Below are 24,027 nucleotides of genomic sequence, written 5' to 3' on the forward strand. Positions count from 1 at the left end.
CGGATGGTCATCGTCGCCCGTCGCGCGGACGGCGGACCGGGCGCCGGACAGCATCCTTGGGGCCGATCGAGCCGAGGATGAGCGCCGTCTGCAGGATGAGCGCCTCACGCGGGCCGGTCGCGTCCCAGCCGATCACGTCGCTCACGCGCTTGAGGCGGTAGCGCACGGTGTTCGGGTGCACGAACAGCTCGCGCGCGGTCGCCTCGAGCGAGCGCCCGTTGTCGAGGTAGCTCCACAGCGTCGTGACGAGGTCGGTCGAGTGCGCCTCGAGCGGGCGGAAGATCCGCTCGATGAGGGTCTGCTTCGCGAGCGGGTCGCCCGCGAGCGCGCGCTCCGGAAGGAGGTCATCCGCCTCGACCGGGCGCGGCGCGTGACGCCACGCACGTGCGACGGCGAAGCCGGCGAGCGCTGCGCGGGCGCTGCGGCTCGCGTCGACGAGGGCCGGGACGGCCGGACCGAGGACGAGGTGCCCGGCGCCGAAGCAGGGCTCCAGCGCATCGGCGATCTCCACGAAGCTCAGCTCGCCGTTCGGCTGCGACTGCTCCTTGCCGGGGGCGTGCGCTCGGCCGAGCACGAGCACGAGGCGCGAGCCCTGCACGCCGATGAGCACGTCGACCCCGAGCTTGCGCGCGGTGCGCCGCACCTGGTCGACGTCGAACAGCGGGGGAGTGGTGCCCACGAGCACCGACACCTCGCCGTGTCCGTGCCAGCCGAGTGCCGCGATGCGGCTCGGGAGCTCCTCATCGGTCTCGCCCGTGAGGATCGAGTCCACCACGAGCGCCTCGAGTCGGGCATCCCAGAGTCCGCGCGACTCCGCGGCCCTGGCGTAGACGTCGGCCGCCGTGAACGCGACCTCCCGAGAGTAGAGGAGGATCGACTCGCGCAGCTGCTCGCCGCGTCCGACGACGCGCTCTTCCATGACATCCACGGTCGCGCGGACGAGCTGCAGGGTCTGCTGGAGGCTGACGCTGCGCAGCAGCTCGCGCGGGGCCGCGTCGAAGATGTCCGAGGCGATGGAGGGTGTGCTCGTCGGATCCTCGTACCACTCGATGAACGAGCTGATTCCGGCCTGCGCGACGAGCCCGACGGCCGACCGACGGGCCGGAGGCATCTCGGTGTACCAGGGCAGCGACTCCTCGAGGCGCTGCAGCACGGCGGTGGCGACGTCGCCGGAGATGCGGCGCAGCCACGCCAGCGTCGCCGCCTTGTCCATCGTCGCCCTCTCCTCCGTCGACACAGGGGCGGGGCCCCGCCTGCCGGGGGCCCCGCCGTCTGCCGTTCCGCTCACGCGGTTCAGGAATCTCCGCCTGCATTGCCGGACGTTCCGGCCGTCACATCGTGGATGCGGTACTTCTCGATCGCCTGCCCGATGACCGAGCGGTCGACGGCGCCCTGGTCGGCGAGCGACTGCAGCGCGCGCACGACCATCGACGGGCCGTCGATCTTGAAGAACCGGCGAGCCGCGGCGCGCGTGTCGGCGAAGCCGAAGCCGTCGGCGCCGAGCGTGTAGTACGGGCCGGGGATCCACTGCCGGATCTGGTCCTGCACGGCGTGCATGTAGTCGCTCGTCGCGATGAACGGCCCCTCGGCGCCCTGCAGCTTCTGCGTGAGGTACGCCGTGCGCGGCTCCTCCTCGGGGTGGAGGAAGTTGTGCTCGTCGGCGGCGAGGCCGTCACGGCGCAGCTCCGACCACGAGGTCACCGACCACACGTCGGCGACGACGCCCCAGTCGCTCTTGAGGAGCTCCTGAGCCTCGAGCGCCCACGGCACGCCCACGCCCGACGCGAGGAGCTGGACGCGCGGACCGTCTCCCGTGCCGACCGAGACGCGGTGGATGCCCTTGACGATGCCCTCTGCGTCGACGTCGGCCGGCTCGGCCGGCTGGCGCATCGGCTCGTTGTAGACCGTGATGTAGTACATGACGTCGGGGTCGGGGTGCGATCCGCCGTACATGCGCTCGACACCGGCCTGCACGATGTGCGACACCTCGTAGCCGAAGGCCGGGTCGTACGTGAGGGTCGCGGGGTTCGTCGACGCGAGGAGCGGCGAGTGGCCGTCCGCGTGCTGCGTGCCCTCGCCCGTGAGCGTCGTGCGACCCGCGGTCGCGCCGATGATGAACCCGCGCGCGAGCTGGTCGCCGGCCGCCCAGAACGCGTCGCCCGTGCGCTGGTATCCGAACATCGAGTAGAAGATGTAGACCGGGATGAGCGGCTCGCCGTGCGTGGCGTAGGACGTTCCGGTCGCGGTGAAGGCCGCGGCGGCGCCGGCCTCGTTGATGCCGACGTGCATGATCTGGCCCTGCGGGCTCTCCTTGTAGGCCAGGAGCAGCTCGCGGTCGACCGAGGTGTAGTTCTGGCCGTTCGGGTTGTAGATCTTCGCCGACGGGAAGTACGAGTCCATGCCGAACGTGCGCGCCTCGTCGGGGATGATCGGCACGATGCGGTTGCCGAAGCCCTTGACCCGCATGAGGTCCTTGAGCATCCGGACGAACGCCATCGTCGTGGCGACCTCCTGGTTGCCCGACCCCTTCTTCGGGAACGCGTAGTCCTTGTCCTCGGGCATGTTGAGGGGGATGTGCGTGCTGCGGCGCTCGGGGAGGAAGCCGCCGAGCGCGCGGCGGCGCTCGAGCATGTACTGGATGGTCTCGTCCTGCGCACCCGGGTGGTAGTACGGCGGGCGGTACGGGTCGGCCTCGAGCTGAGCGTCGGACACCGGGATCTGCATCGTGTCGCGGAACAGCTTGAGGTCGTCCAGCGTCATCTTCTTCATCTGGTGCGTCGCGTTGCGCCCCTCGAAGTGCGGGCCGAGGCCGTAGCCCTTGACGGTCTTCGCGAGGATGACCGTCGGCTGGCCCTTGTGCTCCATGGCCGCCTTGTAGGCCGCGTACACCTTGCGGTAGTCGTGGCCGCCGCGGCGCAGGCGCCACACGTCGTCGTCGGAGAGGTCCTTGACGAGCTCGAGCGCGCGGGGGTCGCGGCCGAAGAAGTTCTCGCGCACGTAGGCGCCCGACTCCGCCTTGTAGGTCTGGAAGTCGCCGTCCGGCGTCACGTTCATGAGGTTCAGGAGCGCGCCGTCGGTGTCCCGCGCGAGCAGGTCGTCCCACTCGCGGCCCCACACGACCTTGATGACGTTCCAGCCGGCGCCGCGGAAGAAGCTCTCGAGCTCCTGGATGATCTTGCCGTTGCCGCGGACCGGGCCGTCGAGACGCTGGAGGTTGCAGTTGATCACGAACGTGAGGTTGTCGAGGCCCTCGTTCGCGGCGACCTGGAGCTGACCGCGCGACTCCACCTCGTCCATCTCGCCGTCGCCGAGGAAGGCCCAGACGTGCGAGTCCGAGACATCCTTGATCCCGCGGTTGGCGAGGTACTTGTTCGTCATCGCCTGGTAGATGGCGTTGATCGGGCCGAGGCCCATCGACACCGTGGGGAACTGCCAGAAGTCGCGCATCATGCGCGGGTGGGGGTACGACGGGATGCCGTTCGGCGCGCCCGACTTCTCCTGGCGGAACGCGTCGAGCTGCGCCTCGCTCATGCGGCCCTCGAGGTAGGCGCGCGCATAGGCGCCGGGCGAGGCGTGGCCCTGGTAGAAGATCTGGTCGCCGCCGGACGGGTGGTCCTGGCCGCGGAAGAAGTGGTTGAACCCGACCTCGTAGAGCGACGCCGCCGACGCGTACGTCGAGATGTGCCCGCCGACGCCGATGCCGGGGCGCTGCGCGCGGTGCACGGTGATCGCGGCGTTCCAGCGGATCCAGTGGCGGTACCGGCGCTCGAGCTCCTCGTCACCGGGGAACTCGGGCTCGTCCTCGGGCGCGATGGTGTTGACGTAGTCGGTCGTCGGCACCATGGGCACACCGAGACGCAGCTGCTTCGAGCGCTGGAGGAGGCTCAGCATGACCTCGCGGCCGCGCTGGTGGCCCTTGACGTCCACCAGCTCGTCGAGGGACTGCTGCCACTCGCTGGTCTCCTCCGGGTCGCTGTCGTGCGCACCCTGCGAGTACGGATCCTGGTCGTGAACAGCCACAGGTGACCTTTCGTCTGGCGGGCAGATCGTGCCGCGGAAACGGGACGAGGCGTGCCGGAGCCCGGTCGGGCCGATGCACGCGTATCGGGGACAGCCTAGTCCTTCCGAGGAGGGGCGGGCACGCGCGGCCAGGGTGGCGTCGGCTCTCGGCAAGCGCTCTCCGGTCGCGTGCCCTCGCCCGGACGCGGCAGAATCGGGGAGTGCCCCACGTCTCCGCGCTCTACCGTCATCCCGTCAAGGGCTTCACCGCCGAGGAGCGCGACGCGCTCGTCGTCCAGGATGACGGCCGCATCGAGGGCGATCGCGTGCTGGCGTTCCGCTTCGCGGACGCAGCCACGCCCGAGGAGCATGACGGACTGGACTACTGGCCCAAGTCAAAGGGTCTCGCGCTCATGGACTTCCCGTCCCTCGCGCGCCTCCGCCTGCGCTTCGACGAGGGCCTCGGCCGGCTCTCCGTCCGCCTGCATGACGAGCTCGTGCTCGAGACGACGATGGATGCCGAGGGGCGACGCGAGGCCTCCGAGCGGATCGCGCGGTTCGTCCTGTCGACGCCCGACGGGCGGCGCCTGGAGCGCGGTGGCCGCCTGCCGCTCGTCCTCGTGGGGGACGGTCGGACGTCGCGCTTCCAGGATCGGCCGCGCGGCTTCGTGTCGCTGCACGGTCGCCCGTCGGTGCGCGCGGTCGACGAGGTCACTCCGGACGCCGTCGTCGACGACCGCCGCTTCCGCTCGAACATCGTCGTCGACGGTCTCGAGCCGTGGAGCGAGCTCGATTGGCGTGGTCGCGTGCGGATCGGGGAGGTGGTCTTCGCTGTGCAGCGCCCGATCATCCGCTGCCTCGCGATCCACGCCGACCCCGATTCGGGAGAGCGGGACGCCCCGCTCCTGAAGACCCTCACCCGCGTCTTCGGCCAGGCGGAGCCCACCCTCGGCATCCTGCTGCTGCCCGCCGAGGAAGGCGGCACCATCCGCCTCGGCGACAGCGTGGAGCTGCTCGACTGAGCTGCTCGACGTGACGGCTCAGAGCGCGGCGCGGATCGCCTGCTCGACCGTCGCGCCGCGGCCCACCTTCGCCGGGATGTCGCCGGGCTGCTCGGCGACGTGGATCGCGTACGAGCCGTCGCCCTCGGCGACGACCCAGCCCCACGGTCGCCGGTCGCGCTTCACGCGCAGGTCGGGGTACCAGATGGTGCTCTGGACCGGCGTCGGCTCGAACGAGTAGAGACTGCCGCCCACGGTCACGAGCTGCGTCGTCTGGATGGCGGCGTCGATGAAATCGCGGTCGAAGGCTCTCATATCCGCACTGTACTCAGGAGCGCCGAAAGGCGGTAGACCCGGCCCCTGAGCGGGCCTGCGCGGTGCTCAGACCTCGTCGTCGACGTCGTCGTCGCCCGCCGCGAGACGGTCGGCGTCGGCGCTGTCGATGAGGTCGTCGTTCGCATCGCGGTCGAGCACCTCGTCGCCGTCGACCTCGGTCGTGGGCAGGTCGTCGCCGCTCTCGCCGTCGTCGGGCAGAGGGTACGGAGCGGGGTAGGGGTTCGACATGATCGCGTCCTTTCGCGTGAGGTGCTGCTCACGCTAGGGGCGGCGGGCGAGGCGGCCCAGGCGCTTGACCGAGAGCTCCGCTCTGGCTAGTCGCCGGCGAGCAGGGCGCGGAACGGTGGGCCCTGCCGGGATCGAACCGACGACATCCACGGTGTAAACGTGGCGCTCTACCAGCTGAGCTAAAGGCCCCTCCCGACGATTCTAGGCGCACGGGATGTCGCCATCCGACCGTAGGCTGGAGAGGTGAACGCCAGCCCCGCCGACCAGCGCCTCCTCCTCGACCTCGCCGACCTCGACCGCCGACTTCGGCAGGCGGAGGCCGCGCGCCGCAACCCGCCGCAGGCAGCGCGGGTGCAGGAGCTCGTCGCGCAGCGCACCGCGCAGAGCCATGAGCTCGCCGTGCGCGTCGGCGCGCGCGACGAGCTGCAGGCCGAGGTCTCGCGCATCGAGTCGGATGTCGCGCTCGCACAGCAGCGGCGCGACCGCGACCGGGCGCGCCTCGAGGGCTCGGCGAACGCGAAGGACGCGCAGGCGCTCGAGCGCGAGATCGCCGCGCTCACCCAGCGGCTGAGCGCACTCGAGGATGCCGAGCTCGAGCTCATGGAGCGCCTGGAGGCCGCAGAGGCGTCGGTCGCAGAGCAGCAGGCGATCCTGAACGAGACGACGGCCGAGGGCCAGCGGCTGAGCGCCGAGGGCAAGGCCCAGGTCGAGGCGGCCGGCCGCGAGATCGAGACGCTCACGCGCGACCGCGGCGCCGTCGCCGGGCGCATCCCCGACGCGCTCGTGTCCGCCTACGACCGCCTGGCGGCCCGGGGCATCGTCGCCGCCGCGCCGTTCACGCGCGGTGCGTGCGGAGGCTGCCATGTGATGCTCGCGCCGAGCGATCTGCAGGCGCTCCGCTCCGTGCCCGCCGATGCGGTGGCGAACTGCCCCGAGTGCGGGTGCATCCTCGTGCGCACCGAGGAGTCCGGGCTCTGACGCCATCCGTCGTCCTCGGCCGCGCGGGCGACGACATCGTCGCGGTCGCGCGTGACGCCGACGCGATCGCTGAGGGCGACGCCGAGCGCATCGCACGGGCGGGCGACGACGCCGCGCTCGCTCAGTGGGTCGCCGCACGCGAGGAGGCGGACGCCCCGCGCTGGGTCTGGTCGGACACCGCGGAGTGGTACCCGCGTCTGCTCGCGGAGGGCGTGCGGGTCGCGCGCTGCGACGACCTGCGCCTGCGCCACCGCATCCTCCATCACGCCGTCACGCCCGATGCTTCCGCGCACCCGTGGGACGCGGCACCGGCCGAGTCCGAAGTCGCGACGCAGCCGGCGCTGTTCGACGTCGAGCCGACGCGCGTCGCGGGGGAGTCGATGCACGACCTCGACGCGACCGTCGACGAGGCGCGCGCGCAGCAGGGCCTCCTCGCGCGCGCGGAGGATCCGTCGCGCATGCGGCTCCTGCTCGCCGCGGAGTCGGCGGGCGCCCTCGTGGCCGCCGAGATGCGGGCGGCCGGCCTGCCCTGGGATGTCCGCCGGCACGACGCCATCCTCACGGAGGCGCTCGGCCCACGACGCGGCGGCGGCCTCCCCACGCGCATGGAGGAGACCGCCGCGCGCGTCCGCGAGGCGCTGGGCGATCCGCGCGCGAGCCTCGACTCGCCGCCGCGTCTTCTGCGCGCGCTCCGCAATGCGGGCGTGCACGTCGACTCGACGAGCAAGTGGGAGCTGGCCGAGCACGATCATCCCGTCGTCGCACCGCTGCTCGAGTACAAGAGCATGTCGCGCCTCCTCACCGCCAACGGATGGTCCTGGCTCGACGAGTGGGTCCACGACGGCCGCTTCCGACCGGTCTATGTGCCGGGCGGCGTCGTCACCGGCCGGTGGGCGTCCTCCGGAGGAGGCGCTCTGCAGATCCCGCGCGCGCTGCGCGGCGCTGTCAGGGCCGACGCGGGGTGGCGCATCGTCTCCGCCGATGTCGCTCAGCTCGAGCCCCGCGTCCTCGCGGGCATGGCGCGCGACGAGCGGATGGCCCGGGCCGCCGCGGGCGCGGACCTCTACGAGGGCATCGTGGCCAGTGGCGCGGTCGCGACCCGCGCGGAGGCCAAGATCGCCGTCCTCGGCGCGATGTACGGTGCGACGACGGGCGACGCGGGCCGCCTCGTGCCGCGGCTTCGCAAGGTGTTCCCGGCGGCGATGGCGCTCGTCGATGCCGCGGCGCGCACGGGCGAGGACGGGGGAGTGGTGCGCACGTGGCTGGGGCGCACCTCCCCGGCGCCGGATCCGGCGTGGGTGCAGCAGCAGGCCCGGGCGAGCGGTTCGGATGCCTCGGCCGCCGACGAGACGCGGGCGCGGCGCGCGGCACGCGACCGCGGGCGATTCACCCGCAACTTCGTCGTGCAGGGCACGGCGGCCGAGTGGTCGCTCGCGTGGCTCGCCGACCTGCGCCTGCGCCTCGCCGCGCTCGGAGCCGTCGGCGCCGACCGATCGGCTTCGGCGTCGGGCCCGGTGTTCTCCCGACGTCCGCACCTGGCGTTCTTCCTGCATGACGAGGTCCTCGTGCATGCGCCGGCCGATCTCGCCGACGACGTGGCGGCGGCCATCCGCTCCGCTGCGGATGCCGCGGGTCGGCTGCTGTTCGGGACGTTCCCCATCGACTTCCCGCTCGACGTGCGCATCGACGAGTCCGCCGCGAAGTGATCCCGCCCAGCCGCCGTAGAATGAAGGGGCGAATGGGTCGGCCGGACGGTCGCGTCGCGAGCGGTTCGCCGCCTCGCGCCGAGGAACGTCCGGGCTCCGCAGGGCAGGGCGGTGGGTAACACCCACCCGGAGCGATCCGCGAGACAGTGCCACAGAGAACAGACCGCCGGGATCCGTCCCGGTAAGGGTGAAACGGCGGTGTAAGAGACCACCGGGGGCCATGGCGACATGGCCCGCCAGGTAAACCTCGCCCGGAGCAAGGTCAGACAGAGGATGATGACGCGGCCCGCCGAGTCCTCGGGTAGACCGCTGGAGCGGCACGGCAACGTGTCGCCGAGAGAGATGGCCGTCGATGGGGCGCGAGCCCCGGAACAGAACCCGGCGTACAGGCCGGCCCATTCGCCCTGGACGAGAAGCGCCCCGGCTCCATGCGGAGCCGGGGCGCTGTGCGGTCGAGGGGTCAGGCGTTCGCGAGCGAGGCGGCGCCGATGATGCCCGCGTTGTTGCGGTGCACGGCGGTGACCATCTTGGCGCGCGTGGTGATGTACGGCATGAACTTCTCGGGGTTCTTCGAGACGCCGCCGCCCACAACGAGGAGGTCGGGGGAGAAGAGGAACTCGACGTGCGCGTAGAACTTCTGGAGGCGGTGGCCCCACTTCTCCCACGAGAGGCCCTCGCGCTCGCGCGCCGTCGCGGCGGCGTAGCGCTCGATCGACTCGCCCTTCCAGATGAGGTGGCCGAGCTCGGTGTTCGGGATGAGGACGCCGTCGTAGATGAACGCCGAGCCGATGCCCGTGCCGAGGGTCGTGAGGATCGTGAGGCCCTTCTGGCCCTTCGCGGCGCCGAAGCGCGCCTCCGAGAGGCCGGCGGCGTCGGCGTCGTTCACGAAGTGGATGTCGCGGCCGAGGCCGTCCTGGAAGAACTTCTCGGCCTCGAAGTCGATCCACTCGTCGGAGATGTTGGCCGCCGAGAGCGTGCGGCCGTCCTTGACGATGGCGGGGAAGCAGACGCCGAGGGGGAGCCCGGCCGCGTCCTCGCCGAGGAGCTCGAGCAGGTCGTGCGCGGTCTGGAGCACGTCCTTCGGGTGCGCGCCCTTGGGGGTGTCGATGCGCACCCGGTCACTCAGCAGCGTGCCCTCCGAGAGGTCGACGATGCCGGCCTTCATGCCGGTCCCTCCGATGTCGATTCCGACAGCACGATCCACAGTCTTCGCCATGCTGACAGCTTACTGGGAGCGCGCGGAGCCTCCGGACACGAAGAAGACGCCGGCCTCATCGAGACCGGCGTCTGCAGACGTGCGCGTTACGCGCTCTTGACCCGCGTCGGGTCCTGGCCCGCTCCGCGGCGCTCGCGGATGAACGCGAGGCGCTCGGCGAGGATCTCCTCGAGCTCCTCGATCGAACGGCGCTCCAGGAGCATGTCCCAGTGCGTGCGCGCGGCCTTGTCGCCGGAGTGGTCGACCTCGACCGTGCCCTTCTCGAGCTTGAGCAGCGCCTCGCCGCCGCACGTGCGGCACTCCCACGTCTCGGGAGCTTCGGCGTCCGCTGCGAACATGAGCGTCGTCTCGCGCCCGCAGGCAGCACAGACGTACGTCTGCTCCTTGCGCTCCATGAACACGACGCCCTCTTCGCTCTGAAGACTCTGGGCGCCGAGTCGGATACCACGAAGGCTGCGATCTGCCATGGTGAAGTCCTCTCGTCGGTCACCATTTGTAACGCGTCCGGCTGAGCGGATCATCCGAACGGACGGCGCCGGATGCGCTATTCCCAGGCGACGTTCAGGGCGTCAGAGCGGCCAGCGCCAGGTCGGCGCGATCCGTGACGATCCCGTCGACCCCGCGCCGCACGAGCGCCCTCATCCGCGCGGGATCGTCGACGGTCCAGATGTGCACCTCGACCCCCTCCTCATGCGCCCAGCGGACGAGCCGGCGGGTGAGCACGGGCACGATGCCGCGCCGCTCGGGGATCTGCAGGGCGTCTACTCCGGCGAGCAGCCGTCGTGCGCGCCGCCGTGCACCGAGCGCGGCCGCGAGAACGAGGCGCGCGATGATCGCCGAGCTCGCGCTCGTGGCCGGCCGTGCAGGGAACGCAGCGGCCATGGCCGCCACGCGCCGCGCCTCGTCGAAGCTCGTGAGGAGAACGCGGTCGGCGTGCTCCGCGGCGATGCGGCCGGCGCCCTCGGCGGCGGCCGCGGCCTTCACGTCGATGTTGAAGCGCGTCGACGGGAAGTCCCGGAGCACATCGGCGAGCTGCGCGAGGCCGCCGCGCGGCGCCATGATCTCGTCGAGCTCCCGCAGCGTCACGTCGGCGATCGCGCGCGGGTCTCCCGTCACGCGCCCGAGCGTGTCGTCGTGGAAGAGGACGACGACGCCATCCGCCGTGACATGGCAGTCGGACTCGACGTACTCGACGCCCGCCGCCTGCGCGGCCGCGATCGCCGCGACCGAGTTCTCGACGATGCCGTCGGCGGCCATGTCGGCCGTCACGAGTCCGCGATGGGCGAGCACGCGCGGATGGCGCGTGCCCGCCAGGTACGGATGCGTCACGCGGGCGGCGGCGTGCGGTCGCCCAGCCCCGGGATCCGTCCGGCGAAACCGCCCGAGATGCCCTTGAGGGCCTCCGTCAGCTCGCTCGGGATGATCCAGAGCTTGCTCGCCTCGCCCTCCGCGATCTTCGGCAGGGTCTGCAGGTACTGGTAGGCGAGCAGCTTGTCGTCGGGGCGCCCCTCGTGGATCGCATGGAAGACGGTCGTGATCGCCTCCGACTCGCCCTGGGCGCGCAGGACCTGCGCCTGCTTGTCGCCCTCGGCCTTGAGGATCGCGGCCTGCCGCGCGCCCTCCGCGACGAGCACCTGCGACTGCTTCTGGCCCTCGGCGGTGAGGATGGCCGCGCGACGGTCGCGCTCGGCGCGCATCTGCTTCTCCATCGCGTCCTGCAGCGTCGCGGGCGGATCGATCGCCTTGAGCTCGACGCGGCTCACCTTGATGCCCCACTGCCCGGTCGCCTCATCGAGCACGGCGCTGAGCTTGCCGTTGATCACGTCGCGGCTCACGAGCGCTTCCTCGAGGTTGAGGCTTCCGACGACGTTCCTCAGCGTGGTGATGGTGAGCTGCTCCACCGCGCCGAGGTAGTTCGCGATCTCGTAGGTCGCCGAGCGAGGATCGGTGACGCGGAAGTAGACGACCGTGTCGACGGCCACCGAGAGGTTGTCCTCGGTGATGACCTGTTGCGGCGGGAACGTGACGACCTGCTCGCGGAGGTCGACGCGCGTGCGTGCGCGATCGATGAACGGCACGATGAGGTGCGGCCCGCCGAACAGGGTGCGGTGGTACTTGCCGAGGCGCTCCACGATGACGGAGTCGCTCTGCGGCACGATCCGGATGGACCGGACCAGGATGGTGATCACGAAGATGACGACGGCGATCACCAGGATCCAGGTGAGCACCATCGCCATGACGTTGCTGTCGTCCATTTCAGCTCTCCTCGGGCGTGCGGGTCGTGACGAACGCGGTCGCGCCCTGGATGGACTCGACGGTGATCGGGGTCTGCGGGGCCAGCGACCGGTCGCCGCGCACGCGCGCGGACCATGAGTCGCCGTTGACGAGTTTGACGCGGCCGGACATCGCGGTGACCGTCTCGGTCACGACGCCGGACAGCCCCACGAGGGCGTCGACGTTGAACGCCTTCGGGTCGGCGCCGCGGCGCAGGCGCCGCAGAAGCGGCGGGCGCACGAAGACGAGCAGGGCGACGGCCGCGGCGGCCGCGACGATCACCTGGAGCCACAGCGGCGCGCCCAGAAGCCCCGATCCGAGGCCGAACACGCCGCCGAGGCCGAGCATGAGGAACGTGAGCTCGCCCGAGACCATCTCGACCGCGAGGAAGATCGCGATGAGCGCCAGCCATCCGATCCAGGCGAACTGCTCGATCGCTTCCATGGGACCTCCTCGGGGCGGGCTCTGCTCGGAACCTATCACGCACGCGCGACGTCTGATCCGCCCGGGATATCGCGTTGCGATTCCCGCGCGCAGACCGCACTTGGTAGGGTCGGACGGTTCCCGCCCCCACGCTCTCGGAGTCCTCGTGTCGCAGCCTCTCGCACCGCAGTCCCTCGCCGGCAAGACCGTCCTCGTGACGGGGTCGTCACGAGGGATCGGCGCCGACACCGTGCGCTACGCGGCGCAGGCGGGGGCGAACGTCGTCATCAACTTCCGCAACAAGGCCCCCCGCGCCGAGAAGCTCGCCGCCGAGGTGCGCGAGCTCGGCGTCAAGGCGCTCGTCGTCGGCGCGGACCTGACCGACCCGGGCTCGGTCTCGGCGATGATCGACGCGGTCAAGGAGGAGTTCGGGTCGCTCGACGTGCTCGTGCTCAACGCCTCGGGCGGCATGGAGACGGGCGTCGGCGAGGACTACGCGCTCCGACTCAACCGCGATGCCCAGGTGAACGTCCTCGAGACCGCGCTGCCGATCATCCCCGCGGGCGGACGCGTCGTGTTCGTCACGAGCCACCAGGCGCACTTCATCCGCACGACGCCCACGATGGACGCGTACGCGCCCGTGGCCCTGTCGAAGCGCGCGGGCGAGGACGCGCTGCGCGAGCGCATCCCCGCCCTCACCGAGAAGGGCGTCGAGTTCGTCGTGGTCTCGGGCGACATGATCGAGGGCACGATCACCGCGACGCTCCTGGAGCGCGTGAACCCCGGCGCGATCGCGGCGCGGCGCGAGGAGGCGGGTCGCCTCTACAACGTCTCGGAGTTCGCCGCCGAGATCGCGCAGGCGATCGTCGACCCGATCCCCGCGGACAACGAGCGCATCGTCGGCGACATCAGCGGGTTCCGCGGCACGGAGTGACCGACAGCGCGCGGGGGCTCTCGCCCGCCTGGTGGGTCGCCATCGGGTTCGCGAGCGCCGCTCTCGCGGCCGTCAGCGCGCCGTTCGAGGCCGCCGTGCACGGCGTCCCGCCGGGCTGGGCGCTCGCGCTCGCCCTCCTGCAGGCCGGCGCGATCGCGGTGGCGCCGGTCGCGCCCTGGCCGGCCATCGTCGCGTTCGCCGGGGCGTCCGCGGCACTCGCCTTGTGGGCGCCCCCGGTCGGCGTGCCGTGGCCCTGGTCGGTCACGGGCATCATCGGGTTCGCCCTGCTGTGCGGGCTCGTGGCGCTCCGCCGAGGCTGGCGCGCGGGCATCTGGGCGCTGGTGCTCCCCGGGGCGCTCGTGTCGTCGCACGTGCTCACGGCGCGCGGTGACGCGGTGCCGGCGAACGCGATCGTGGCGCTCTCGATCGGGGCCGGGGCACTGGGTGTCGCCGCGCTGCTCGGCGAGCGACGCGCGCTCGGCGCCGCCCTCGCCCGCGAGCGCGCGATCGCCGAGGACGAGCACGCCGCGCGCGTTCAGGCGGAAGAGCGTCAGCGGATCGCACGCGAGCTGCACGATGTCGTCGCACACGGCCTGTCGCTCATCCAGGTGCAGGCCGCGACCGCGCGCTTCCGGCTCCCCGAGCTCGACGACGCGGCCGCGGCGGAGTTCGAGGAGATCGGCGGTGCCGCACGCCGCTCGCTCGGCGAGATGCGCCGTCTGCTCGGCGTGCTGCGCTCAGGCGACGAGCAGGCGGCTCTCGCGCCCGTCGCGGGCCTCGCCGACATCCCCGCACTCGCGCGCGACGCGGTCGACGCCGGCGCGGCGGTCACGCTGCGCAGCGACGCGCACGCCGACGACCTGCCCGCCTCGCTGCAGCTCGCGGCCTACCGGATCGTGCAAGAGGCGCTGAGCAACGCGCTCCGCCACGCACCGGGGAGCGCGACCACCGTGACGGTGCGGGAGGATGGCGGCATGCTCGTGATCGAGGTCGAGAACTCGCCGCCAGCCGCCGCGGTCGAGGCGCCTCCAGGAGCCGGCCTCGGGCTCCGGGGGATGCGGGAGCGCGCCGCGCTCGTCGGCGGAACGGTCGACGCCCGCCCCACGGCAGAGGGCGGCTTCCGCGTGCACGTGGAGCTCCCGGTCGACGTCGCGGGGGAGAGGGGCGAGGCATGATCACGATCGCGGTCGTCGACGACCAGGCCATGGTGCGCGCAGGATTCGCGGCGATCCTCGCCGCTCAGCCCGACTTCCGCGTCGTCGGCCAGGCCGGGGACGGCGAGGAGGCCGTTCGGCTCGTCAACGAGACGCACCCCGACATCGTCCTCATGGACGTGCGGATGCCCGTGCAGAACGGGATCGAGGCGACGCGCGCGATCCTGCAGCCGCGGCACCCGCGGCCATCGCCGCCGCGCGTCATCATGCTCACGACGTTCGACATCGACGAGTACGTCTATGACGCGCTGAGCGCGGGGGCGAGCGGATTCCTCCTCAAGGACGCTCGGCCGGACGAGCTCGTCCAGGCGGTGCGCGTCGTCGCCGCTGGCGATGCACTGCTCGCGCCGAGCATCACGCGACGGCTCATCGAGGACGTCGTCACCCGGCGACCCGCCCCGCCCACGCGCGCACGGCTCGACCTCGCCGGGCTCACCGAGCGGGAGCGCGAGGTGCTCACGCTCATGGGCCGCGGTCTGTCGAACGGCGAGATCGCGAGCGCGCTCTTCATCGCCGAGCAGACCGTGAAGACGCACGTGCGGAGGGTCCTCCAGAAGCTCGGCGCGCGCGACCGCGTGCACGCGGTCATCTTCGCCTACGACGCGGGGCTTGTCACCCCGGCCTGACGCCCGCGCTCACCCCGAGGGAGGGCAGCGCCGCCGCGCAGATCGACCCCCGGGGTGATCCGCTGGGCGCGGTCGCCTCCGTACGGTTCCCCGACACCGACCGTCGAGGAGACCCGCATGTCCGCGCCTGCCGCCACCGCACCATCCGCCCCACCGCTTCCCGGTCCCGATCGGGACCGCAGCATCGATCTCGCCCGCGCGGGCGCCCTCGTCGTCGTCGTGCTCCTGCACGCCACGATGGTCGGCATCGACGTGCAGGACGGCCGCCCCGTGTTCTCGAACGCGCTCGACATCGACGGGTTCGCTCCCTGGAGCTGGCTCGTGCAGGTGATGCCCTTGTTCTTCGCGGCGGGGGGATTCACCGCTGCCCGCTCCTTCCGACGCTCGCGCGCTCGCGGGGCCTCCCGTGCGGCGTTCGCCGCCACCCGCGCGCGGCGTCTCCTGCGGCCCCTCCCGCTCGTCATGCTCGTCCTGGCAGCGGCCCTCTCGGCGCTGCTCATCGCGGGGGTCCCGGGCGATCTCGTCGCGGTCGCGGGATTCCGGATGTCGCAGCCGCTGTGGTTCCTCGGGGTGTTCGTCTTCGCGCAGGCGCTCGTGCCCGCGCTGGTCGCCGCGCATGATCGCGCTCCCGTCGTCACGCTCGCCGTGCTCGCCGCGGCCGTGGCCGCCGGCGACGTCCTCCGGATGACGAGCGGCGTCGAGGCTCTCGGCCTGCTCGGTCTCGCCTCCGTGTGGCTCACCGTGCAGCAGCTCGGCTTCTGGATCGAGGATGGCCGCGCTGACGCGATCGCGGCGCGCGTGCGCTGGCGGATGGCCGGGGGCGCCGTCGGCGTCCTCCTCGTCCTCGTCGTGTCGGGCGCCTACGCGGCGGACATGTACGTGAACCTCAATCCGCCGACGGTCGCGCTCGCTCTGTTCGCCTTCGCGCAGGTGACCCTGTTCACGCTCGCGCGCCCGGCTCTGCGCCGATGGGCAGGGCAGCCGCCGATCGCACGAGCGGTGGATGCGATCGGCGGCCGCGCGATGACCGTCTACCTGTGGCACATGCCGGCGCTCGTGGCGCTCGCGGGAGCCGTCGCGGGGAGCGCCCTCGTCACCGGCGCCGACCTTCCGGCGCCCGCATCTCCCGCATGGTGGCTGGACCGCCCGGCGTGGCTCGTGCTCGGCGCGGTCGTCGTGGGCGCGGTGGCCTGGGCCGCGAGCCGCTTCGAGACGCGGCACGCGCGCTCGGGTGCGGAGCCGGTCACCGAGCAGGCAGGGCGCGCGGCCCTCGCGACCCTCACGGGGGCGGCCGCGGTGGCCGCGGTGCTCGCGCTCGGGCTCGGCCCCGCGACGGCCGTGCTCTCCGCGCTCCTCGCCGCGCTCGCCGTGCGGCTGTCGGCGGCCGGCCCGATCCTGCCCCGAGGCCTCACTCCGGCCGGCGCGCGCGGAGGTCGGCGATCTCCTCTTCGAGGGCCTCGACGCGGCGCCGGAGGGCGAGCACCTTCCGCACGCCGGGCAGGGTGACACCCTCCTCCGTCAGCGTCGCCACCTCGCGCAGTCGATCGACCTCGTTCCGCGAGTACCGGCGCTGGCCGCCCTCGGAGCGCTCGGGCGAGACGATGTCCTGGTCGTCGAGGCGACGCAGCGCAGCCTGCGGCATCCCGAGCAGCGACGAGACCTGCCCGATCGTGTAGAACGGCGCGGTCTGGTCGTCCAGGGGCGACGCAGGCTCGCCGTCGCTCGTCTCGGCGTCATCGCTCATGTCCCCATCCCTTCAGGCAGTCCGGAGACCTCGGTGCGGGTCTCATCTGCGCGGAGGTCGAGCCGCCACGGCCCGATCGGCAGGCCGGTGATCTCGACGCGGCCGATCGCGGGCGGCACGGATCGGATGTCGAGGCGGCCTTCGGGAACGTCGGCATCCAGCCCGAGGCAGATCCGGAGGATCTCGAACGGCGTCGCGGCGGCCCACGCCTGCGGGGAGCAGGACGTCGGGTAGGGGACCGGCAGGGGCTTGTCGTCGCGCGCGAAGCCGCAGAAGAGCTCGGGGAGACGCCCGTCGAACGCCTCGAGCGCATCGAGGAGACCGGTCGCGACCTCGACCGCGGCATCCCGGCGCCCGTACCGGGCCATGCCTGCGGCCGCGAGCACGGTGTCATGCGGCCAGACCGACCCGTTGTGGTAGCTCGCGGGGTTGAATCGCCGCGACCGCGACGAGAGGGTCCGGATGCCGAAGCCGGTGAAGAGATCGGGCTGCAGCAGGCGGTCGATCACCCGGTCGGCGACCTCGTCGGGCACGATGCCGGTCCAGAGGCAGTGCCCGACGTTCGAGGAGAGCACGCGCACAGGCTCCTTGCGCGCGTCGAGCGCGAGCGCGTAGAAGCCCTCGTCGGGCAGCCAGAACGCCTCGTGGAAGCGCGCCTGCAGATCAGCGGCCCGCGAGCGCTGCTCGGCCGCGTACGCCGCCTCGTTCAGCGTCTCCGCGATCTCGGCGGCCGCGAGCCGCGCCGCGTAGCAGTAGCCCTGGACCTCGGCGAGCGCGATCGGCGCCTGCGCGTCGGAACCGTCGCGGTGGGCGATGGCATCCGAGCTGTCCTTCCATCCCTGGTTCGCGAGCCCGCGGTCGGTGCTGCGCTGGTACTCGACGAACCCGTCGCCGTCGCGGTCGCCGAAGCGGTCGATCCACGCGATGGCGCGTCGGACATGCGGCCACAGCTCCTCGATGGCCTCGCGGGGAGCTCCCCAGCGCCGCGCCTGGCCGACGAGCATCGCGAAGAGCGGGGTCGAGTCGATCGATCCGTAGTAGACCCGATCGCCGCCGAGGGCGAGCGACAGGTCCGCTCCCAGCCGCACCTCATGGAGGATGCGCCCGGGCTGCTCCTCCGTCATCGCCGACTCGCGCGCGCCCTGCAGCCGAGCGAGGGCGCGCAGGGTCCCGAGTGCGAGACTCGGCGCGAAGGGCATCATCATCGCGCTGGTGAGCAGAGAGTCCCGGCCGAAGAGGGCCATGAACCACGGCGCTCCCGCCGCGACGACCTCGTCCTCGGGATGGGACGGGTCGACGATGCGGAGCGCACCGAGGTCGCGCTCGCTTGTCGCGAGTGCGGCCGCCAGCACCGTGTTCGCCACCGAGATCGAGGGTGTCGCGTCGTGCCACCCGCGCATGCGCAGCGCCGGCTGCGTGCCCTCCACCGGGTCGCCGAGCGGGAAGGACGCGGCCAGCTCGCTGCCGTCCACGGCCGGTCGAACCTCGATGCTGCCCCGCCACGTGCCGCCCGGCTCGACGACGATGCGGAAGGCGAGCGCTCCCGAGGCGGCCTGCGCTCCGGGCGCCGACACGCGCACGCCCCGCTGGGCCGTCCCCTCGCCCTCCAGGCGGAAGTGGAGTCCGTCCCGGTCGAACCCGCCCGTCACGCCCGCCGGCCGCTCGGCCCGGCGCTCCTTGACCTGGAAGAGGTCGGCGAAGTCCGCGTCGACGTGGAGGTCGACGTCGAGACCCGCCGGCTCGCTCCCGTAGTTCGAGATCGCGAGGTCCTCGCGCATGCCGCTGCCGACGAGCCGGCGCCGCTCGACGATGATCGTCGGCTCGATGTTGCCGGGGCGGGCCGGAACGCGACCGATGAAACGCGTCTCGAAGGGCTCTGCCGGGATGATCCCGAGCGGCTCGACCGAATGGCCGTCGATGCGCAGCTCCCACTGAGACAGCACGCGGGTGTCCTGCACGAAGAGGCCATCGGCCTGACGAGGGACGATGTCGCCATCGGGGCGGGAGACGCAGAACGACGATCCCTCGACGAGGGTCACGGATGCCTGCGGCTGCTGCACGGTGCCGAGTCCTCGGGGCCGGGTGCGATCGTCGTCGATGGGCGGCCGGGAGGTCCGCGGCTCCACGTCGTCTGCGGTCTCGACGGGGGACGACACGATGTCGGTCACGGTGCTCCTCTCTGACGGGCGCTCTGAAAACCTTCACTTGCAATCGTAGGTTTCCTCTCAATAACCTGACAAGCGACGGCTCAACGTCGAGCTCTTCACCCCACCTTGCGATAGCGCCGATGGAGGAGGAGGTACGCGCATGTCGCTGATCGTCGAACGAGAGGGCACACCGGAGGACGAGGTGGCCACGCGCCCGCTGCGGATCGGGATGATCGCGCCGCCGTGGTTCGAGCTCCCGCCGCGCGGCTACGGGGGAACCGAGGCCGTCGTCGCGGCCCTCGTGGACCAGCTCGTCGCCCGCGGACACGAGGTGACCCTCGTCGCCTCGGGGGAGCGCCGCACACGCGCGCAGCGCCACGTGCGGGTGTACGACGAGCCGCCCTCGCACCTGCTGGGGTCGAGCGTCATGCCCGAGGTCGTGCTCGCGGCCGAGGCGGCGCGCTCGCTCGACGAGCGCGAGCTCGACATCGTCCACGACAACTCCGCGGCGGGGCCCCTGCTCGCCCGCTCGCGCGCCATCCCGACGCTCGTGACGATGCATGGGCCGGTGACGGGTGACAACGGCGACTACTACCGCCGGCTCGGGTCGAGCGTCGACCTCGTCGCGATCTCCGACGCCCAGCGCCGTCAGGCTCCTGATCTGAACTGGGTCGGGACGGTGCACAACGCGATCGACGTGCCGAGCTTTCCGTTCCGCCCGCACAAGGAGGATCACGTGCTCTGGATCGGGCGCTTCAGCCCCGACAAGGGGGCGCATCTCGCCATCGAGGCCGCGCGGCGTGCGGGGCGTCGCATCGTGCTCGCCGGCAAGCTCAACGAGACCGCCGAGCGCGAGTACTTCGCCGACGCCGTGCGCCCACTGCTGGGCCGAGACGCCGAGTACGTGGGCGAGGCGGACGCGAGCGTGAAGCGCGAGCTGTTCGCGAGCGCCGCCTGCCTCGTCTTCCCGATCCAGTGGGAGGAGCCGTTCGGCATGGTGATGGCCGAAGCGCTCGCCTGCGGCACGCCCGTCGTCGCGACGCCGCGCGGCAGCGTGCCCGAGATCGTCCGGCACGGCGAGACCGGGTTCGTCGTCGACGGCCTCGACGCCCTCGCGCAGGCGATCCAGCGCGCGGGCGACCTCGATCCCGCGGCCTGCCGCCGCGATGCGGAGACGCGGTTCGATCTGCCGGTGATGGCCGAGGGGTACGAGCGGGTCTACCGCGTCCTCGCCGAGGGGAGCGAGACCATCCGCTCTCTCACGGCCGCCGCTGCCTGAGCCGAGCCCGTCCGGGACGGCCGCGCATCGCTCGCGCGGCCGTCCCGGACGGACACGAGTCATCCTCCAGGGGGATGGGAACGCACCCACGGGGTGACGACGCACCGCACGCCCCTCCGTAGCGTCGGAAGCGACCCGGAGGGATCCCCATGACCGCGTTCTTCGACCTCGTCGCCACGGTGCTGCTCGACACCGCGACCTCGCCCTGGATCTACCTCGTCGCGTTCACCGTGTGCGCGGTCGACGGGCTGTTCCCGCCCGTCCCGAGCGAGACGGTGATCGTGTCGGCTGCGGCGATCGGCGCAGCGACGGGGGAGCCGGTGCCCTGGCTCATCGCGCTCCTCGCGGCGTGCGGCGCCTTCGTCGGCGACGGGCTCACCTACCTCCTGGGGCGCGCGATCGGGACCGAGCGCTTCGGATGGATGCGGATCGGGCGCGTGCGGCGGACGATCGAGTGGGCGCAGGCGGGCCTCGATCGGCGCGGCGCCTCGCTCATCCTCATCGCGCGCTACATCCCCGTGGGGCGCGTCGCCGTGAACCTGACCGCCGGCGCGACGCGCTATCCGCCCCGCCGCTTCGTGCCGCTCGCGCTCGTCGCGGCGGCCGCCTGGGCGGCGTACTCCGTCGGCATCGGCCTCATCGCCGGCACCTGGCTCCGCGAGCAGCCGCTCCTGGGCGCCGCGATCGGCGCAGGCATCGCGATCGTGCTCGGGATCGCGATCGATCGCGTGATCGCCCTGCGTCAGCGCTCGCTCAGCCCAGAAGCAGAGCGCACGCGAACAGAGCCGGCAGGCATCCCAGCGTCGTGAGGAACACGGTGTCGCGGGCGACCACCTCGCCGACCTCGTAGCGCTGCGCGTAGTTGAAGACGTTCTGCGCGCTGGGGAGCGCGGCGAGCACGACCACCGCGAGCAGCGCGTGGTCGTCGAGCTGGAAGGCGAATCGGCCGATCGCCCATGCCACGAGCGGCATGAGCGCGAGCTTGCAGACCGTCGCGAGGGCGATGTCGCGGCGCGTGCCGACCTGCGTGAGGACGCGCTGGCCGTAGAGCGACATGCCGAAGCTGATGAGGAGCACGGGCACGGCTCCGCCCGCGAGGAGCCGCAGCGGGTCCATGACGATGGGCGGGAGCTCGACGTCGAGGAGCGCCACGAGAACCCCGAGGGCCGCGCCGATGATCATGGGGTTGCGCAGCGTCCGCCGCGCGATCGCCCCGAAAGACGCCTCTCCCGATGACGAGCCGTCGAGGATGGCGAGCACGATCGGCGTGAACACGAGGAGCTGCAGGAGCAGGATGGGCGCGGCGTACGCGGCGTCGCCGAGCACGTAGGTGGCGATCGGGATGCCGATGTTGTTGCCGTTCACGTACCCGGCTCCCAGCGCGCCGACCGCCGTGACGCCCCAGCCGCGACGCCAGCCGAGCCGGGCGACGAGGCCGTAGAGGATGAAGATCGCCGCGGCCGCGAGCGCGGAGACGGGCAGCAGAGCCGAGAACAGCACGCCGAGATCGGCCTCTGCCAGCACGGTGAAGAGCAGGAACGGGTTCAGCACGAAGAAGCAGAGTCGGCTGAGCACGAATCGGCCCTGCGACCCGAGGAGGTCGACGCGCCCGACGACGTAGCCGGTGAGGATCGCCACGCCGACGACCGCGAAGCCGGTGAGGACGTCGATCATGCGGGGGTCTCTCTCACCCCTCCAACCTACGCCCCGCGGCGACCCGCCCCGTGCGCTGGATAGGCTCGCGGGGTGAGCGGAATCGAGCGCGTGACGGTGTTCCTGGGGTCGGCGACGGGTGTGCGGCCGGACTACGCGGAGGCCGCGACCGCGTTCGGCCGTGCGCTCGCGGCGCGGGGCACGGGGCTCGTCTACGGCGGCGGGCGGGTCGGGCTCATGGGCACGGTCGCCGACGCCGCATCCGAGGCGGGCGGAGAGGCGATCGGGGTCATGCCCCAGGACCTCGTGGACGCCGAGATCTCGCACCCGGGGCTGACCGCTCTCGAGATCGTGCCCGACATGCACGCGCGCAAGCTGCGCATGGCCGAGCTCGGCGACGCCTTCGTGGCGCTGCCCGGGGGAGCGGGCACGCTCGAGGAGCTCTTCGAAGCGTGGACCTGGCTGCAGCTCGGGATCCACCGCAAGCCGGTCGCCCTCCTCGATGTCGCCGGCTTCTGGCGCCCGCTGCTCGATGCCCTCGACCACATGACGGCGGAGGGCTTCGTCCGCTCCGCGTTCCGCGACACCCTGATCGTGGCGGACGACGCGGGCGCGCTGCTCGACGCCCTCGAGACCTGGGAGCCGCCGGCACCGAAGTGGGGGTCGCCCGCGCCGCGCCCCTGACCCCCTTGCCGGCGCCGATGGCTCGCGCCTATGGTCAGGGCGGAGTCATCCGGCGACGAGAGGATCTTCATGAGCCGCGTCTTCTGCGATGTCACGGTCTCGCTCGACGGGTGCGTCGCGGGCCCGGACCAGAGTCTCGAGGACCCGCTCGGCATCGGCGGCGAGGACCTGCATCGCTGGATGTTCGAGGCGGCCGAGGAGAACAAGGACGAGCGCGACGCGATCACGCGCGCCGGCGCGTTCATCATGGGCAGGAACATGTTCGGGCCGATCCGCGGGGAGTGGCCGGACGAGTCGTGGCAGGGGTGGTGGGGGAGCGAGCCGCCGTATCACGCGCCGGTCTTCGTGCTGACGAACCACGCGCGTCGCCCGCTCGAGCTCGAGGGCGGCACGACCTTCCACTTCGTCACCGACGGCATCGAGGCCGCGCTCGATCGCGCACGGGCCGCAGCCGGCGATGCGGATGTCTCGGTGTGCGGCGGCGCGCAGACCGCGAACGCGTACCTGCGCGCCGATCTCGTCGACGAGCTGCGGCTCCATATCGCCCCGATCACGCTCGGGCCGGGCGCGCGGCTCTTCGAGGGCGTCGCTCGCTTCGGGCTCGTCCCCGCCTCGGCGCGCTCGACGCCGCTCGCGACGCATCTCGTCTTCCGGCGTGCGGAGAGCCGCTGACCCGGCGACGTCGACAGGGCATGGCAGGATCGCCTACGTGACGAGCCCACCCGCCCCCGCAGACCGGCTTCGGGACCTCGCCCTCCTCCGCCGGGTGCGCGACCGGATGGACCGCGAGTTCGCCCAGCCACTCGACGTCGAGGCCCTCGCGCGCGGCGTGGGCATGTCCGCTGGCCACCTCAGCCGGCAGTTCAAGCTCGCGTACGGGGAGTCGCCGTACTCCTACCTCATGACGCGGCGGATCGAGAGGGCGATGTCGCTCCTGCGACGCGGCGATCTGACCGTCACCGAGATCTGCTTCGAGGTCGGCTTTGGATCGCTCGGCACGTTCAGCACGCGCTTCACTGAGCTCGTGGGAATGCCGCCGAGCGAGTACCGGCGGCGGTCCGAGGGCGATCTCGCTGGCGTTCCCACCCTCATCACCAAGCACGTGACGCGACCGATCAGGAATCGAGAAGCGCGACCATCCGACCCGCGGATAGCGTGAGCGACATGACCATCACGATCCACTCCAGCTTCCTGCCGCAGACCGACCCTGATGCCGCTCTGGGCTTCTACCGCGACGCCCTCGGCTTCGAGGTGCGCAACGACGTGGGCTACGAGGGGCTGCGCTGGCTCACCGTGGGCCCGGCCGACCAGCCCGACACGAACATCGTGCTCTACCCGCCCGCCGTCGAGAGCGGGATCACCGATGACGAGCGCCGCACCATCCTCGAGATGATCGCGAAGGGCACGTATGCGAGCCTCCTGCTCGCGACGCCCGACGTCGACGCCGAGTTCGCGCGGCTCGAGGCCCTGGGCGTCGACGTCGTGCAGGAGCCCATGGACCAGCCGTACGGCGTTCGCGACGCGGCGTTCCGCGACCCGGCGGGCAACATGATCCGCCTGCAGCAGCGCCCCTGACCGCCCCGAG

General features: G+C 72.1%; 25 protein-coding genes, 1 tRNA gene and 1 other RNA gene. 14 read left to right on the forward strand and 13 right to left on the reverse strand.

What is annotated here, in order from left to right:
- Positions 1–7: 7 nt before the first annotated feature.
- Positions 8–1,213 (reverse strand): PucR family transcriptional regulator, encoded by a 1,206-nt coding sequence (locus ACWXWW_RS02310; RefSeq protein WP_455968503.1) that lies wholly within the window; start codon positions 1,211–1,213, stop codon positions 8–10.
- An 80-nt stretch (positions 1,214–1,293) separates the two neighbouring features.
- Positions 1,294–4,020 carry a pyruvate dehydrogenase (acetyl-transferring), homodimeric type gene (gene aceE, locus ACWXWW_RS02315; protein ID WP_282977756.1) on the reverse strand — a complete coding sequence of 909 codons (2,727 nt, stop codon included), beginning with the start codon at positions 4,018–4,020 and terminating at the stop codon, positions 1,294–1,296.
- Positions 4,021–4,220: 200 nt separating this feature from the next.
- On the opposite strand from aceE, the gene ACWXWW_RS02320 reads away from it, so the two are divergent.
- Positions 4,221–5,021, forward strand: a complete 801-nt coding sequence (locus ACWXWW_RS02320; protein WP_455968505.1) for an MOSC domain-containing protein — start codon at positions 4,221–4,223, stop codon at positions 5,019–5,021.
- A gap of 18 nt (positions 5,022–5,039) precedes the next feature.
- Here ACWXWW_RS02320 and ACWXWW_RS02325 read toward each other — a convergent pair whose 3' ends face one another.
- The 3 genes from ACWXWW_RS02325 to ACWXWW_RS02335 all read right to left on the reverse strand — a co-directional run bounded on the left by ACWXWW_RS02325 (position 5,040) and on the right by ACWXWW_RS02335 (position 5,753).
- Positions 5,040–5,315, reverse strand: a complete 276-nt coding sequence (locus ACWXWW_RS02325) for a hypothetical protein (RefSeq protein ID WP_271171870.1) — start codon at positions 5,313–5,315, stop codon at positions 5,040–5,042.
- Positions 5,316–5,381: 66 nt separating this feature from the next.
- Positions 5,382–5,564 (reverse strand): hypothetical protein, encoded by a 183-nt coding sequence (locus tag ACWXWW_RS02330; protein WP_455968507.1) that lies wholly within the window; start codon positions 5,562–5,564, stop codon positions 5,382–5,384.
- 116 nt (positions 5,565–5,680) lie between these two features.
- Positions 5,681–5,753, reverse strand: a tRNA-Val gene (locus ACWXWW_RS02335).
- Positions 5,754–5,807: 54 nt separating this feature from the next.
- Here ACWXWW_RS02335 and ACWXWW_RS02340 point away from each other — a divergent pair.
- The 3 genes from ACWXWW_RS02340 (at position 5,808) to rnpB (ending at position 8,650) form a co-directional block, all read left to right on the forward strand.
- Entirely contained in the window at positions 5,808–6,542 is a 735-nt protein-coding gene (locus tag ACWXWW_RS02340; protein ID WP_282977753.1) for a zinc ribbon domain-containing protein, read from the forward strand.
- Positions 6,500–8,248, forward strand: coding sequence for a bifunctional 3'-5' exonuclease/DNA polymerase (locus ACWXWW_RS02345; protein ID WP_455968509.1), 1,749 nt, complete (start codon positions 6,500–6,502; stop codon positions 8,246–8,248). The genes ACWXWW_RS02340 and ACWXWW_RS02345 overlap by 43 nt, the downstream gene beginning before the upstream one ends.
- A gap of 33 nt (positions 8,249–8,281) precedes the next feature.
- An RNA gene (gene rnpB, locus ACWXWW_RS02350) (RNase P RNA component class A) lies at positions 8,282–8,650 on the forward strand.
- A gap of 58 nt (positions 8,651–8,708) precedes the next feature.
- Here rnpB and ppgK read toward each other — a convergent pair.
- The 5 genes from ppgK to ACWXWW_RS02375 form a co-directional block, all read right to left on the reverse strand.
- Positions 8,709–9,464 carry a polyphosphate--glucose phosphotransferase gene (gene ppgK, locus ACWXWW_RS02355; RefSeq protein WP_271171866.1) on the reverse strand — a complete coding sequence of 252 codons (756 nt, stop codon included), beginning with the start codon at positions 9,462–9,464 and terminating at the stop codon, positions 8,709–8,711.
- Positions 9,465–9,550: 86 nt separating this feature from the next.
- Positions 9,551–9,931: an RNA polymerase-binding protein RbpA gene (locus ACWXWW_RS02360; RefSeq protein ID WP_271171865.1), complete on the reverse strand. Its 381-nt coding sequence runs from the start codon at positions 9,929–9,931 to the stop codon at positions 9,551–9,553.
- Positions 9,932–10,025: 94 nt separating this feature from the next.
- Positions 10,026–10,793: a glycerophosphodiester phosphodiesterase family protein gene (locus ACWXWW_RS02365; protein ID WP_455968511.1), complete on the reverse strand. Its 768-nt coding sequence runs from the start codon at positions 10,791–10,793 to the stop codon at positions 10,026–10,028.
- Complete coding sequence (locus ACWXWW_RS02370; protein ID WP_271171863.1) at positions 10,790–11,719, reverse strand: SPFH domain-containing protein; 930 nt, start codon at positions 11,717–11,719, stop codon at positions 10,790–10,792. Before ACWXWW_RS02370 ends, ACWXWW_RS02365 begins: the two co-directional genes overlap by 4 nt.
- A gap of 1 nt (position 11,720) precedes the next feature.
- Positions 11,721–12,182 carry an NfeD family protein gene (locus ACWXWW_RS02375; protein ID WP_271171862.1) on the reverse strand — a complete coding sequence of 154 codons (462 nt, stop codon included), beginning with the start codon at positions 12,180–12,182 and terminating at the stop codon, positions 11,721–11,723.
- Positions 12,183–12,327: 145 nt separating this feature from the next.
- On the opposite strand from ACWXWW_RS02375, the gene ACWXWW_RS02380 reads away from it, so the two are divergent.
- The 4 genes from ACWXWW_RS02380 to ACWXWW_RS02395 all read left to right on the forward strand — a co-directional run bounded on the left by ACWXWW_RS02380 (position 12,328) and on the right by ACWXWW_RS02395 (position 16,441).
- Complete coding sequence (locus ACWXWW_RS02380) at positions 12,328–13,095, forward strand: SDR family oxidoreductase (protein WP_282977747.1); 768 nt, start codon at positions 12,328–12,330, stop codon at positions 13,093–13,095.
- The gene (locus ACWXWW_RS02385; protein WP_455968514.1) at positions 13,092–14,270 is read left to right on the forward strand and encodes a sensor histidine kinase; all 1,179 of its coding nucleotides are present in this window, start codon (positions 13,092–13,094) and stop codon (positions 14,268–14,270) included. The genes ACWXWW_RS02380 and ACWXWW_RS02385 overlap by 4 nt, the downstream gene beginning before the upstream one ends.
- Positions 14,267–14,935: a response regulator gene (locus tag ACWXWW_RS02390; RefSeq protein WP_271171859.1), complete on the forward strand. Its 669-nt coding sequence runs from the start codon at positions 14,267–14,269 to the stop codon at positions 14,933–14,935. Before ACWXWW_RS02385 ends, ACWXWW_RS02390 begins: the two co-directional genes overlap by 4 nt.
- Before the next feature lie 117 nt (positions 14,936–15,052).
- On the forward strand, positions 15,053–16,441 hold the full coding sequence (locus ACWXWW_RS02395) for an acyltransferase family protein (RefSeq protein ID WP_455968516.1): 1,389 nt from the start codon (positions 15,053–15,055) through the stop codon (positions 16,439–16,441).
- On the opposite strand, the gene ACWXWW_RS02400 is transcribed toward ACWXWW_RS02395, so the two are convergent.
- Both ACWXWW_RS02400 and ACWXWW_RS02405 read right to left on the reverse strand, forming a co-directional pair.
- Positions 16,344–16,679, reverse strand: a complete 336-nt coding sequence (locus ACWXWW_RS02400) for a MerR family transcriptional regulator (protein ID WP_271171857.1) — start codon at positions 16,677–16,679, stop codon at positions 16,344–16,346. The genes ACWXWW_RS02395 and ACWXWW_RS02400 overlap by 98 nt on opposite strands.
- Entirely contained in the window at positions 16,676–18,847 is a 2,172-nt protein-coding gene (locus ACWXWW_RS02405; protein ID WP_455968518.1) for an amylo-alpha-1,6-glucosidase, read from the reverse strand. The genes ACWXWW_RS02400 and ACWXWW_RS02405 overlap by 4 nt, the downstream gene beginning before the upstream one ends.
- 139 nt (positions 18,848–18,986) lie before the next feature.
- Between ACWXWW_RS02405 and ACWXWW_RS02410 the strand changes: the two genes are divergently transcribed.
- The gene (locus ACWXWW_RS02410; protein WP_324011259.1) at positions 18,987–20,105 is read left to right on the forward strand and encodes a glycosyltransferase family 4 protein; all 1,119 of its coding nucleotides are present in this window, start codon (positions 18,987–18,989) and stop codon (positions 20,103–20,105) included.
- A gap of 149 nt (positions 20,106–20,254) precedes the next feature.
- Positions 20,255–20,914, forward strand: coding sequence for a DedA family protein (locus ACWXWW_RS02415; RefSeq protein ID WP_455968520.1), 660 nt, complete (start codon positions 20,255–20,257; stop codon positions 20,912–20,914).
- On the opposite strand, the gene ACWXWW_RS02420 is transcribed toward ACWXWW_RS02415, so the two are convergent.
- Entirely contained in the window at positions 20,859–21,779 is a 921-nt protein-coding gene (locus ACWXWW_RS02420; RefSeq protein WP_455968521.1) for an AEC family transporter, read from the reverse strand. The genes ACWXWW_RS02415 and ACWXWW_RS02420 overlap by 56 nt on opposite strands.
- Before the next feature lie 72 nt (positions 21,780–21,851).
- Here ACWXWW_RS02420 and ACWXWW_RS02425 point away from each other — a divergent pair, with 72 nt between their 5' ends.
- From ACWXWW_RS02425 to ACWXWW_RS02440, 4 genes are all read left to right on the forward strand, one after another.
- Entirely contained in the window at positions 21,852–22,442 is a 591-nt protein-coding gene (locus ACWXWW_RS02425) for an LOG family protein (RefSeq protein ID WP_271171852.1), read from the forward strand.
- A gap of 69 nt (positions 22,443–22,511) precedes the next feature.
- Positions 22,512–23,114: a dihydrofolate reductase family protein gene (locus ACWXWW_RS02430; protein ID WP_455968522.1), complete on the forward strand. Its 603-nt coding sequence runs from the start codon at positions 22,512–22,514 to the stop codon at positions 23,112–23,114.
- A gap of 37 nt (positions 23,115–23,151) precedes the next feature.
- Positions 23,152–23,601, forward strand: a complete 450-nt coding sequence (locus tag ACWXWW_RS02435; protein ID WP_455968523.1) for a helix-turn-helix transcriptional regulator — start codon at positions 23,152–23,154, stop codon at positions 23,599–23,601.
- A gap of 5 nt (positions 23,602–23,606) precedes the next feature.
- Complete coding sequence (locus ACWXWW_RS02440) at positions 23,607–24,017, forward strand: VOC family protein (protein ID WP_374727729.1); 411 nt, start codon at positions 23,607–23,609, stop codon at positions 24,015–24,017.
- Positions 24,018–24,027 lie beyond the last annotated feature (10 nt).

This window comes from Microbacterium sp. KNMS, from assembly GCF_053851835.1.